The sequence below is a fragment of the Mycobacterium sp. ENV421 genome (assembly GCF_002887815.1).
Taxonomy (GTDB): Bacteria; Actinomycetota; Actinomycetes; order Mycobacteriales; family Mycobacteriaceae; genus Mycobacterium.
The window spans coordinates 1-11693 of record NZ_PDHO01000057.1 but is presented as its reverse complement, the minus strand read 5'-3'; the positions used below and the strand labels follow the sequence as shown (position 1 = coordinate 11693).

Annotated in this window: 14 protein-coding genes and 1 pseudogene; 14 read left to right on the top strand and 1 reads right to left on the bottom strand. The window is 64.1% G+C overall.

What is annotated here, in order from left to right; genetic code table 11:
• Nucleotides 1-237: 237 nt before the first annotated feature.
• The 11 genes and pseudogenes from CRM90_RS28395 (at nt 238) to CRM90_RS28345 (ending at nt 8321) form a co-directional block, all read left to right on the top strand.
• On the top strand, nt 238-1401 hold the full coding sequence (locus CRM90_RS28395) for a tyrosine-type recombinase/integrase (protein WP_102810219.1): 1164 nt from the start codon (nt 238-240) through the stop codon (nt 1399-1401).
• Nucleotides 1402-1588: 187 nt separating this feature from the next.
• Nucleotides 1589-1786: pseudogene (locus CRM90_RS28390) on the top strand (excisionase family DNA-binding protein); the annotation flags it as partial.
• A 119-nt stretch (nt 1787-1905) separates the two neighbouring features.
• A complete protein-coding gene (locus tag CRM90_RS28385; protein WP_102810217.1) occupies nt 1906-2463 on the top strand; it encodes a bifunctional DNA primase/polymerase in 558 nt (185 codons plus the stop codon).
• Nucleotides 2460-3935 carry an AAA family ATPase gene (locus CRM90_RS28380; protein ID WP_158249084.1) on the top strand — a complete coding sequence of 492 codons (1476 nt, stop codon included), beginning with the start codon at nt 2460-2462 and terminating at the stop codon, nt 3933-3935. Before CRM90_RS28385 ends, CRM90_RS28380 begins: the two co-directional genes overlap by 4 nt.
• A gap of 264 nt (nt 3936-4199) precedes the next feature.
• Complete coding sequence (locus CRM90_RS28375; RefSeq protein WP_102810215.1) at nt 4200-4580, top strand: hypothetical protein; 381 nt, start codon at nt 4200-4202, stop codon at nt 4578-4580.
• 41 nt (nt 4581-4621) lie between these two features.
• Nucleotides 4622-4870: a hypothetical protein gene (locus CRM90_RS28370; protein ID WP_102810214.1), complete on the top strand. Its 249-nt coding sequence runs from the start codon at nt 4622-4624 to the stop codon at nt 4868-4870.
• Nucleotides 4867-5451: a hypothetical protein gene (locus CRM90_RS28365; RefSeq protein WP_102810213.1), complete on the top strand. Its 585-nt coding sequence runs from the start codon at nt 4867-4869 to the stop codon at nt 5449-5451. Before CRM90_RS28370 ends, CRM90_RS28365 begins: the two co-directional genes overlap by 4 nt.
• Nucleotides 5452-5600: 149 nt before the next feature.
• Nucleotides 5601-6458 carry a phage major capsid protein gene (locus tag CRM90_RS28360; RefSeq protein WP_102810212.1) on the top strand — a complete coding sequence of 286 codons (858 nt, stop codon included), beginning with the start codon at nt 5601-5603 and terminating at the stop codon, nt 6456-6458.
• 297 nt (nt 6459-6755) lie between these two features.
• On the top strand, nt 6756-7130 hold the full coding sequence (locus tag CRM90_RS28355; RefSeq protein WP_102810211.1) for a hypothetical protein: 375 nt from the start codon (nt 6756-6758) through the stop codon (nt 7128-7130).
• On the top strand, nt 7130-7453 hold the full coding sequence (locus tag CRM90_RS28350) for a hypothetical protein (RefSeq protein WP_102810210.1): 324 nt from the start codon (nt 7130-7132) through the stop codon (nt 7451-7453). The genes CRM90_RS28355 and CRM90_RS28350 overlap by 1 nt, the downstream gene beginning before the upstream one ends.
• 130 nt (nt 7454-7583) lie before the next feature.
• Complete coding sequence (locus CRM90_RS28345) at nt 7584-8321, top strand: hypothetical protein (RefSeq protein ID WP_142391481.1); 738 nt, start codon at nt 7584-7586, stop codon at nt 8319-8321.
• An 8-nt stretch (nt 8322-8329) separates the two neighbouring features.
• On the opposite strand, the gene CRM90_RS28340 is transcribed toward CRM90_RS28345, so the two are convergent.
• Nucleotides 8330-8953: a hypothetical protein gene (locus CRM90_RS28340; protein WP_102810208.1), complete on the bottom strand. Its 624-nt coding sequence runs from the start codon at nt 8951-8953 to the stop codon at nt 8330-8332.
• Between the two features lie 93 nt (nt 8954-9046).
• On the opposite strand from CRM90_RS28340, the gene CRM90_RS28335 reads away from it, so the two are divergent.
• From CRM90_RS28335 to CRM90_RS30390, 3 genes are all read left to right on the top strand, one after another.
• The gene (locus tag CRM90_RS28335; protein ID WP_142391480.1) at nt 9047-9703 is read left to right on the top strand and encodes a hypothetical protein; all 657 of its coding nucleotides are present in this window, start codon (nt 9047-9049) and stop codon (nt 9701-9703) included.
• A gap of 475 nt (nt 9704-10178) precedes the next feature.
• A complete protein-coding gene (locus CRM90_RS28330) occupies nt 10179-11150 on the top strand; it encodes a hypothetical protein (RefSeq protein WP_142391479.1) in 972 nt (323 codons plus the stop codon).
• Between the two features lie 192 nt (nt 11151-11342).
• Nucleotides 11343-11660 (top strand): hypothetical protein, encoded by a 318-nt coding sequence (locus CRM90_RS30390; protein WP_142391478.1) that lies wholly within the window; start codon nt 11343-11345, stop codon nt 11658-11660.
• The last annotated feature ends 33 nt before the right edge of the window (nt 11661-11693 follow it).

Here is an 11693-nt window from a genome sequence, read left to right as displayed (position 1 = left end):
AAAGCTGTGAACCTAATGCAGGTTCACAGCTATTCCGATGTCCTGGGACATCACAAAAGTGCCCCCGGCAGGATTCGAAAATGCCGGGGTGGCCGATCCAGTTAACTGGCTTGACGTGCGAAAACGGCTTCTACCAGGGCTTTCTACATGTATCCTGTAGTGACACGCGAAGACACAATCAGGCGTGGGATTACACGTTAATCGCACGGGGATCGCACGGCGAAAGGGTTTGCCGCCATGGCGAACAAGTCAGGCCACCGGGGTTGGGGGCACATCCGCAAGCTGCCCTCCGGTCGCTACCAGGCGTCCTACGTCGAGAAGGGCAACCGGATGGTCCGCCACACCGCCGCGTTGACGTACACCGCCAAGGAGGACGCCGAGCACTGGCTGGCCTCGGAGCGCCGGGAGATGGAGCGGGGCACCTGGACGCCGCCCCCGCTGCGGCGTGCCGAGAAGGCGGTCAAGTCGGTCACCGTCGCCCAGTTCGCGACGACCTGGATCGCCGAGCGCAAGCTGGGGCCGCGCACCCGTGACGGTTACGAGTCGAAGCTGCGCCTGCACATCACGCCGACCGTGCTGGGTCGCACCCCCGTGGGTGACCTGACTCCCGAGCTGGTGCGGTCCTGGTATTCCGGTCTGGGGGACAACCACCCCACCCGCAACGCGCACTGCTACGCCCTGCTGCACGCGGTGCTGCAGACGGCCGTCACCGACGGTGTGCTCGCCGCCAACCCGGCCCACATCGTCGGGGCGATGTCCTCGCCCACCAAACGCCAGCCGGTCATCCTCAGCGTCACCGAGTTGGCGGCGTTGGCCGAGGCCATGCCGGAACGGTTCCGCGCCCTGATCCTGCTGAAGGCATGGTGCGGGTTGCGGTGGGGTGAGGTGATCGAGCTGCGTCGCAAGGACATCGACAACGACGCCGAGGTGGTCTACGTCCGGCGTGGGGTGACGCACCGCAAGAAGGAATGTCACATCGGCACGGTCAAGCAGAAGAAGGCTCACACCGTGGTCATCCCGCCGCACATCCGCGCTGACCTCAAACACCACCTCGATGTGTTCACCGCGAAAGGTGATGAGGCACTGCTGTTTCCGCCCGCCCGTGGCGGCTGCCACCTGAATGACCGGGTGTTCCGCGACTACCTGGATCCGGCGCTGGTGAAGATCGGGCAGAAGTCGGGCAAGGACGGCATGGTGGTCCATGACCTCAAGCACTTCGCCGGGACGATGACCGCCAGGGTCGGCAACCTGCGCGAGACGATGGCCCGCCTCGGGCACTCCACCGTGAAGGCCTCGCTGATCTATCAGCAGCAGGTGACCGGCCGCGACGCGGAAGTCGCCGCTGCACTGTCGGAGCTGGCCGCAGCCGGTCAGGACGGCGAACCGGCGGCCTCCGAATAATTCGCACGTCCTATATGGGACAGAACGGCATTCGACGTGCCACACTGATCCTCGGCACTAGAGTGCTGCCAAAATGCGGAATGTCGCGTGAGGCAGCCACGCGGCCCACAACGGCTGCTCGTCGTTTCCACTCCAACCCCCGGTCGCTTCCCGCACCGGGGGTTTCTCATGCCGCCACCATGAACATGAAAGGGAAATCACCATGGCCAAGAAGATCACCATCGAGCAGGTGGCAGAGCAGTTCGGAGTATCGACCCGCACCGTGCGGCGCTACATCGCCGATGGCCGACTCACCGCCTACCGAGTGGGGCCGAGGATGATCCGCCTCGACGCCGAGCAGGCTAGCCAGCAGCTGCTCGGTGAGCCCCTCGGCGGTGCAGTATAGGCGCACAACCGAATACACCAAACGACCCCGACTTGTTCGGGGTTTTTTCATGTCCGAAGCGTGACGAGTCAAAACGCGCATGCCCCTTGAACTTTCGTGCAGAGAGGACATACACCACTATGAAACGAGAAGAAGCCCGGGGTGATCCGGGCTCCCTCGACACCGCCGACCGGGCAGATGAGCCAAGCGTACCGCTGCTGGGCGACGGCGTCGACGGTCTCAGCGCCGCTCTGGCCTACGCCGCAGCCGGGCTGTACGTCCTGCCGGTGAAGGCCGGAACCAAGAACCCCGGCAGCGTCGTCGGCGCGCGTTGGCACGACAAGTCGACCCGAGACCCGGCGATGATCGCGGCGCTGTGGGCAGGCACCGATCACGGCATCGCCATCGACCTCGGCCGCAGCGGCCTGGTCGTCATCGACGTTGACTACCCCGAGATGCTGCCTGAGTGGCTCCGTAACGAGCTGAAGTCGTCCGGTGCACCCTTCCAGTCGACCCGGCCCGATGTTCCCGGCAGGGGTCACTACATCTTCCGCCAGCCTGCTGGCCGCAGGATCGGTTGCGGCAAGGGTGGACTCGCCGGTATGGGGCTCGATGTCAAGGGCGACGGCGGCGTCATCATCGTGGAGCCGACCGTTCATCCCGAGGGCGGTGAGTACCGATGGACGCGGACCGCATGATCATTCCAACCCTGCCGGACATCATCGCTGAGAAGCTCGATGACGCCGGTGACCGGGAAAGCGCGGCCACCGATGCCGAGGTGCGTTCATTCTTCGACCGGCACACTGAGGAGAAGCGTCCCAACATCATTCATGGGCACCGCAGCAAGTTCGAGAAGGACGCCGCTACGGGGTCACGTCACGTCGCCATGCTCGCGCCGTTGACGTTCGCGATGAAAGAGGCTGCGGCAGGCTTCTATTCGGCCAAGACGGCCCGCGAAACCCTGCTCCCACTGTTCATCGCCGCCAAGACCAGGCCGCCGGTCAACGGCGAGAAGCAACTTACGGAGAGGCAGGCCATCGCCGCGTTCGACTCGATGATGTCCTGGTCCATCGGGCAGGCAAACATCGCCGACCTGGACGAGGTGCGGGCCGGGGTAGAGGAGAGGATGCCCGACTTCGACGAGATCATCGCCAATAGCATCAAGTCTCCCAGCGAATCTCAGGCGGTGGCGGATTCCGGCGCTGGAGAATCCAACTCCTGGCAGACTGTCGACGGCGCGACGTTCATCCTCGACCAGCCCGCCAACGTGCCTGCCATCTGGGGTGAGGGCAAGAAAGTCGCCTGGCCCGAGGGTGAGGCTTTGATGATCGCCGGTGGACAGGGGCTCGGAAAGACTACGCTGGCAGGGCAATTGGTGCGCGGCCTGCTTGGGATCGACAGCCACGTCCTGGGGTTGCCCATCACCGGCTCCGGTGAGGTGATCCTCTACCTCGCGATGGACCGGCCACGTCAGGTCGCACGATCACTGAGGCGGCAGTTCACCGAGAAAGAGCGCGAGATCCTGAAGTCGCGCCTGCTGGTCCGGCCGGGCCCACCGCTGGCTGATCTGGCGAAGCGGCCAGATCTGTTGGCACTGATGGCATCCGATGTCGGCGCGCGCATCGTCATCGTGGACTCCGTCAAGGATGCCGCGGTCGGGCTTTCCGACGATGAGGTTGGTGCCAGCTACAACCGGGCACGTCAGCATGTACTCAACGCCGGGTGCCAGATGTGCGACCTGCACCATGTCATCAAGCACGGTGCCGACACCATCAACGACATCTACGGATCGACCTGGCTGACATCAGGATGCGGCTCGGTGATCCTGCTGACCGGCGAGCCCGGCGATCCCATCATCGGCTTCCGGCATGTGAAGCCGCCCGTCGAGGAGATCGGCCCCTTCCGGCTGTCGCATGACCCGGTGCGCGGACTGCTGACCATCGAGCACGAGGTCGACCTCATCGCCATGGTCAAGGCCTCGGCCGCCAACGGGCTCACCGCCAAAGGTGCGGCTTGCGCCCTGTTCGAGACTGACCGGCCGTCCCGGGGCCAGATCGAGAAGGCCCGGCGCAAGCTCGATGAGTTGGTCACCGGGAACATCCTGACCCGTTTCGAGGGCACCTCCGGCGGTAAGGACGGCGGATCCAGGACGGCGTGGTTCCTGGCATGACGACGATCTCGGGACCGTTCACGGACCGTTCACGCGAAATGTAAGACCGCAGGTCAAGCGTTCACACGCCTAACCGTTCACGAAACCGTTCACGGGCGATCACGCGAAACCTGTTGTCGCAGCTAGAGCGTTCACGCACCCGTTCACGGACCGTTCACACGCCTACCGTTCACGTTTCCCACCCCCCTTATAGGGGGGGGAACGGACGTGCCTGCCAACAGGACTCACCTCCCACCACCCGATGGTTGACGAAAAGAGCCGCCTATGAACCGCCGACAACGCCGGGCAGCCGGGCATCGCAGACTCGTCGAACATCAGATCCATGCCGCGCTCGATCCGGCGAGCCCGCCGAGTACGCCTTGCCCCGACTGTGCCGCCCAGCCCGTCGGCACGATCCTGGAGCACCTATCCGGCTGCCCGATCTCTGACGGCGTCGATGCGGCCACCGACGACGACCGGCGGTACTTCGAGGACCACCCGGGTGAGACGACCCGCGTCCGGCCGATGACCCACGCCGAGCGTCTCCAGCTCGCGCACACCGACGGCCAGTACAACCACCCGGCCTGGCGCACCCACGGCCACATCGTCGTCACCAACGTCGTGCCCGGCTTCCGGCTGCGGGCGGCGATCCTCCTGACGCAGTAACAGCACCAGCCGGTAACGCCCAACCCCTCAGAAAGGCAACCATGACCGACGATTTCAACACCGACCACCTGCCGCCCGACGCCGTCACCATCACCCCGATCCAGGCGCAGGTGGGTCGCGGCTACGAATCGACCACCGGCCTCGACTTCATTTCGCTCTCGATCCTCGACCACCGTCGTGGCGCGTTCACCATTCTGCTGAAGCCCGCCCTGGCCCGCGACATCGCAGACGAGATCACCCGCATGTGTGACGCGCTCGACAACATCACCCCGACAGGAGAACACCGATGAGCACTGAGCCCACCGATACCGGCCCTGAGAGCGCCGCTGAAGCGTTGGACGACATTCCGGCGACAAACGACACCGGGGAGGCCGCCGACGGCCAGGACAGCGCCGCTGAGCCGGAAGTCGACTTCGTCCACGCCTTCACCCCGGCCACCGACACCGACGGCCAGGACGCCGACGCCGATCCCGACGCCGACGGCCAGGACGACACCGATGAACCGGCCAGCCGACGGGAAGCCCGCTACCGCACCAAGTTGCGGGCAGCCGAGGAGGAAGCCGCCCAGCTGCGCAGCACCGTCAGCACCATGCTCAGTGCGGAGGCTGAACGGCTGGCCGCCTCCACCCTGCGCGACGGCAGCGACATCTGGCGGGCCGGGGCCACCCTCGATGATGTGCTCGACACCGACGGCACCATCGACCAGGGCAAGGTGACCGAGCTGGCCCGCAGCCTCGTTCGCGATCACCCGCACTGGTCGATCCACGCCAAGCTCGCGGCCGGTAGTGGCCTGCGCTCGGGAGCCTCCGTCGTCCAGGAGCCGCGTGTCAGCAACTGGCAGAAAGCGTTCACACCGCGTAGCGAGGAGTAGCATCACCGGCAAGCGTGAGGTTCTGGGCGTGACGCCCACCTGACACGCGAACCCTTCTGTGAAGGGCACGGCCCGCCGAGTCGGCAGCCGCTGAAATCCCCGTTGATTTCGCGCTGCTCTGCCGCGCCCGCCAGAAGGGTTGAGCCATCATGGCTTTCACCGCTACCACTATCAATTCTGACGCCGCGTGGCGTCCAGATCAATTTGCTTTCAGCGCTGCCGATGTCATCCCCGACGCGCTGATCATCCAATGCAGCACGAAAGCTGGTGTGATTGAGGGCGATCAGCCGGTTGTGCGAGTCGCGTACATCGATGACGCCGACGCCGAATTCGTCGCTGAGGGATCCGAGATCCCTGAGTCCGAGCCGGATCTCGCCGAGGTGCTCGTCGCCACCGGCAAGGTCAGCCAGTTGGTGCGGCTCTCGCGTGAGCAGTGGATGCAACAGGGCACCAGCGAGCAGCTGGCCCAGTCAGTCGCCCGCGCTGTCACCCGCCGTGCCGACCTGGCGTTCATCCAGCAGGTCGCACCCACCCCGCCTGCCATCGGCCCTTCTGCTGGTCTGCTCAACGTGGCGGATGTCGTTGACATCGGCGATGTTTCGGACAACCTCGATGCACTCATCGACGGCATCGCCGAGCTGCAGGAGAACCTGTCCAACCCGACGATGATTGTCCTGTCGCCCTCGGCGTGGGCTGAGTTTCGCAAGCTGAAAGTCGGTGGCACCGAGACGAACTCGAGTCTCATCGGCGCGGGAACCAGTGACGCACAACAGCTTCTGTTGAGCCTGCCTGTGCTCGTCAATGTCGCGGTCCCGTCCAACACCGGCCTCATCATCGACAAGTCGGCGGTCGTAAGTGCTTATGGCACAGTCAATGTCGCGACCTCGGATCACCAGTACTTCAGCTCCGACAGCATCGCCGTCCGATGCACGTTCCGCCTGGGTCAGAATGTGGTGCGCCCCAGCCGGATTGCGATGTTTACCGTTGCGGGTGGTGGTGGGTCGTGACGAAGCTGCTGCGCTGCTGCGTCTGTTTCCGACAGCCTGCCGTCGAAGGCAGCAAGCGCTGCGCGGACTGTGCCCGCGAGCCCAGGGTGGAGAACACGCACCCAGCGGAGGCCGAGGCCCAGGTGCGCAGAGATTACGCACCTGCTAAAGGCACCGTGCCAGTTAACTCGATAGAGTGTAGGAACGCAGTTCAGGTGGGCTGGGGAGGTATCCCAGCTAACCATCGGCGGACACCGCCAGCTATAACGTGCCTCGGTCCGTCGGATGCGTGAAGAATCCCTGGAAAGGGGATCCACCATGACCAAGAAATCTAGTCAGAGCGCCGGTGCCAAGCTCCGGGCGGACCTCGACAAGGCACTTGCCCGCGCTGCCCAGGATCTCGGCCTGGTCACGTTGGAATTCACCGAGCTAGAGCGTCGTCTCGTCGACACCGCCGCCGAGATGGCCGACTGGGCCGCGGCGCTGAAGTCTCAGCGAGACGCCGAACTGGCCGGTGATGCCAGGCCGACCACCCTGGTGCGACTCAGCGCCGAAGTCCGCCACTGCGAGCGCACTGTGCACGACACGCTGGAGAGGATCAACTTCGGCGTCGGCCCGGCCAAGAGCGCGCAACATCAGCGGGCCGCCAGGACGCGCTGGGAGGGGCACAGGCCGATGAAGCGACCTGTCTAGTGGCTCAAGTGCCAGGCACCGCCGACTTGCGCGTCACCGCGTTGTACCCATGGCTGGCCGACCGTGAGCAGCGCGCCGTCGCGGCGGGCGGCGCGCTGGCCGATCCGACGACCGGCACATCATACGACGGCTCACGTGAGCGGCTGGCGGCGCTGCGACGCGGCGATTGCGTCGACTTCCAGCTGGGCTCGTTGCCGCCCTGGGCGCGGGTCGGCGAGCCGTTGCGGTGGTGGCGGCGAGCCACGGTGAGCGCCGATGGATCGATGCAACTCCGCGACGACGATTCGGCGTGGATAGTCGAGCACGGCCTGTCGATGACCTGACTCAAGATTTCCTCATGGGACGATTCCTCGGGTGTTCCAACGACTAAGGAAACGGGCCGCGGCGAGACTTCACGAATGGGCCAGGGGGAGTCATGACCCGATCCCCACCGCCCTCACTGCCGCCGGGGTGGTGATCAGTGTTGTTGCGTTGGTGTGGGGCTTGGCCATGGATTGGCGCGGTTTCGCGTTGAACGTTGCAGCCAGCCTGGCAATTGTCGGCCCGGCTCTCGTCCTTTCCAATGTGATCGTGAAGAGAGTCCAGATTGAGCGGACAGCACAACGTGTCGAACCACTTCTCCGGATGGTCCTTCAAGCACTGGAATCGGCGGTGCTAACCGCAAAGCAAGGCTATGACTTACTCGGAATTGCAACAACTTTCGACGCGCCACCCGGCTCTCCCGAGCCGGACTACATACGTGCGCTGACCCTCGCTGCCGTCAGATCCAGGCTAGAAGCCGCGCAGGCCGCAATGCCGCCGGTCGAGCGACGTGCAGATTTTCCGCGTGAACTCGACGTCTCCCGCGCGCGGTTCTTCTTCCCCAGATTCAGCGCTGCTCTGCGTCTTATACGTCAGATGGATCAGGCTCACCCGATGCCCTACACGGTTACAGCGTTGGACCTTGCCGAGGATTGGAGCAAGCGGTGCGCCGTCGACTTCCTCTACAGGGGCGGGATCACGGATACGTCAGATCCACTCCGAGACAGGGCAATAGGGCTAACCGATATCGCGGAGCGGACCGTCGGAGCGATGCAGGGTACGACTGTGGGAACCGGAAGCTACATGGCGATAGTGGAGAGTTGCTTGGAGCAAGCACACCTTGCCATCCGTGCGCTTGAACGAGAATTGCCGGAGTCGCTGCGGGCTTGATGAGCGGATTATTGGGCGTCGGGGTACACGCGGGTAATAGTGCCAATCGCGCCGTAGTCGGAGAGGCTAGGTTGCACCGTGAAGGTGGACCCGTCTCCCGCGCGCATCACGACAGTTGCTTTGCCGTCAGCAATAGTCGTCGCGTCAACCTTAAGCTGAGACAGGTCAACGTCTTTGAAGCTCGCCGCGACCATCTGCTGAGCCCGCTGATTCGCTATCAGGGCATTTAGCTCCGGTGGCTTCCACGCTGGCCCCTTCGCGTGCTGGATCCTCGTCATGATGCCTTTTAAGCGGTCGTACGCGTAGCCACCGATGATTCCACCCCCGGCGGCAGTCCCCAGCCACTGGGCGATTTCAAGGAGGTAAAACGCCTGTGCCCCGTCGGCTCCCCAGCTGGTGTGTTGGTAGCGCTCTTGTAGCGCGAACACCTGATGAACCAGCTGCCCGTTCTCGCCCACGCTCCAGTTCAGGCGTTCCACTTCACGCCGTAACTCCGCGAGGTCAACAAGGAGTCCGCCGTCGATCACCATGGCAAGGGTTGAGGTGGGTTTGCCGCCCGGCATCTCGACGGTGTGAACAGCGATGTTGAGCCGGTCGATGTACGCCCCGTTGTCATTGATGATGTCCGTCACGCGGCCATCATCTCCTGCAGAAAAAACTCGTGTCGCTCAAACACGCCACGCGGGATGCGGTGGAACCGCGCTGGGGCACGTAATCATCGATGAATGAACACCACACCTCTGTGGGTGCCGCTTGTCGTCGCCGGTCTCGGCCTCGTCGGCACGGCCGTTGCCGGACTCGGTGGTGTGTGGTTCACCCAGCGCCGTGCCGACAAACGGGAGGCCGCCACCTGGGCCCGGGAAACCGAGCGGGAACAGGCCCGGTGGGTGCGCGAAGACGCCGCGCGGACGTTCGAGTTTCGCCGTAGCGCCTACGTCGAGCTCTATCGGGCCGCGTTCACCGTTTTCATGCTGGCGATGACGTACATGGGGGCGGCCGCCCAGCTGGGGGAGGACTCGGATGATCCCGAAGTGGTTAATCGCTATGCCGAGATGCAAAGGGCGCTGGAGGCGATCCAAATCTACGGCTCGTTCAGGGTCCTGGCGCTAGCGGAGAGGACGCAGTCCGCTGGCTCTAGTTACCGGCTGATCTTCAGCCGGATGGGCGTCGTCAACGTCGGCGACACGTTGACGACGGCTGGACAAAAGTGGGGCGATGTCCTGAGCGAGCTGCACTTCGCCATTCGCGAGGAGCTAGGCATACCTGATGACGACTCACCAGAAGCTGAGACCTGGCGGTCGCGGTGGGCATGGCTGCAGTATCGAAGAACTTCGTCCGGCAGCCAGCGTGAAACCGGCAACCCGCCGCAGCGGCTCGACTGAGTGTTTGCTGGCCACCGGCCCGACCAGGCAGGTAATAGCACCTGAATCGCACGGCCCGTCAGCGGCTCGGTTGAAAAACCGCCCCTGACCTGCAAGAACTCTTGGTGCCCCCGGCAGGATTCGAACCTGCGACACCGGCTTTTGAACTGGGCCAATCCCTAATGTTCTCGCCCACGCCCTGAACCTGCCCTGGGCCAGCCGATCTATGTGTGGACCTGTCCGCCGGGTGCGCTTCGATTCTCGCCGATTCTCGGTCATAAGCGGTGAATAAACGATGGCGCGCTGCGAGCTGGACCGCTACGCGGACCACCTGCCACCGGGCCACATCAGGGGCTGATCGAGAGGCGCCGAGCCGAGCGCATGGAGCTGGCCACCGCCCTGCGCACGGAGGCGAGCAGACGCCGCTCTGAGCGAGAGGCCCGACACGAAGCGCTGGGCACGATGAGAGGACACGGTTGCGTTTACCGTTGTGGCCGTGCCGCCCGAACCGTCAGGCCCGGATCCTTTTGTCCTCGCGGCGTTCATCGTTTCGATCTGTAGTGCATCAATCACACTTCTCGGCCTTGCCTGGCAGCTGACGCTGTACCGGCTTTCCGGCGCGCGTCTCAAGGTGCAGCTCGTGTTCTGCTACACCGATGATGGCGGGCACATGACGTGGAGGACTGCAGGCCGCGGGCGGCCGGCCTTCGCTGACGTCCGGGCCGGCATGGACGGCATGTCCGACATAGGTATCGAATACGGCCAAGTAAGGGTCACCAACGTTGGCCGCACAGCGGTGTCGGTCGAGAGCATCTCTTACGCGGTCCGGCACCGCTATCGCTGGACCCTCCGGCGGCACCGCGCAACCATTCAGCCATGGCAGTTCCTTCGGAAAGACTCTGATCTAAAGGATCTGACCCCCGACCTGTCGAATCCCATCCGACTAGAGCCAGGCGGACACGTCACCGCGGAGTTTTACCTCTGGCCAGCCCTCGCCGGTCACGACCACGGCACCCGTGAGGGAGCAATCTCCGTACGCGGGTCTGCTCACGCGGTAGGCCGAAAATGGGCCACCCGATCGCAGCGGCGAAGGGCATGGAAACTCCCCGCCGGCGCCACAACTTACTTCTCTGACGTCGAAGTCACGCCCGAACTCAGAATGTTCCGTGAGCTCTGGTCACATCAACACCGGGCGCGACTGAGCGCCTGGTGGGCGCTGTTGATGCGCCGCGAGATCAATAATCGGCTCGCCGAAGGCGCGACTAGCAAAGCAATCCAGGATTACCTCGACCAAGGGATGGAACGTCTCGACGACGAAGGCAAGTACATGGGCAACGTCCTGCTGTCCTTCGCCGTCCACCGCGAGTACCACAACGACCCGTCGCCACCGCCGCTGGGCCGACTACAGCGAGCACTGTATGGCGTGACAGGCGTACCACCCTGGAGGAAACCATCACCGCCGCGTTGATGTCCGCCGACGGCCGTGATCTTCTGTGTCAGAGACGCGGTAGTCGGCGATGTTGGTCACCGCGGCCGGCGGCTCGTGGCGGCTAGGCGGGTCGGCGTATCGGTTTATTGACTTTGGCGTAGCTTTCCCTGGTGGCTCCCAGATATACGGCCGGCGAGATGGTCTACATCCCAGCGTCGCTCACGAGCGACGGTGTCAACGCTGCTCACGCGCTCGTCCGGAGAAAGGTGCGCCGGCAAGCTGATCAAGGCCGGTCCATCATGGGACGATGGCGAGGAAGCACCAGCGCTGAAAGTTAGTACGCGGAGGGTGACGCCCGGGAATCTGGGTTTTGTGCTTGTCCGGATCGGCGACTTTCTGACCGAGGCCACCCTGCTAGATCCGCTGGCCAAAAGTGTTCTGCAGTATTTGCGTCTCATGCTGCCCGACGATCTCATCACGTTCCTCAAAGTCCGCACGCTCAACGAATTGCAGGAGTGGTGGACGGTTGTTGACCGTCTCTCGGGATGACGACGACGGGGTATGCGGTCGTCATTGAGCGTG